This window comes from Caballeronia sp. dw_276 (genome assembly GCF_018449635.1).
In the GTDB taxonomy this organism is placed as follows: domain Bacteria; phylum Pseudomonadota; class Gammaproteobacteria; order Burkholderiales; family Burkholderiaceae; genus Caballeronia.
In genome coordinates, this window is the sequence record NZ_JAAVUV010000082.1 from 1 (window position 1) to 282 (window position 282).

General features: G+C 62.1%; 1 protein-coding gene. It reads left to right on the forward strand.

The window, feature by feature from the left end; genetic code table 11:
* Positions 1-282: condensation domain-containing protein (locus HB633_RS30715; RefSeq protein ID WP_213781876.1), on the forward strand; the 282-nt coding region annotated here is incomplete at both ends.

Genomic DNA, 282 nt, shown 5'->3' on the forward strand with positions numbered 1-282 from the left:
GAGATATGCCGGGCAGGAGGATATCTGTATCGGCACGCCGATCGCGAACCGCCAGTATGGGGAAGTGGAACCGCTGATCGGCTTCTTCGTGAACACGCTGGTGTTGCGCACGCAGGTGGATGCACGGCAGCCGTTTGTCCAGCTGCTGCGTCAGGTGAAGGACACGACGCTGGGGGCGTACGCGCATCAGGACGTGCCGTTCGAGCAACTGGTCGAGGTATTGCAGCCGGCGCGCAGTCTGAGTCACGCGCCGCTGTTCCAGGTGATGCTGGTGTTGCAGAA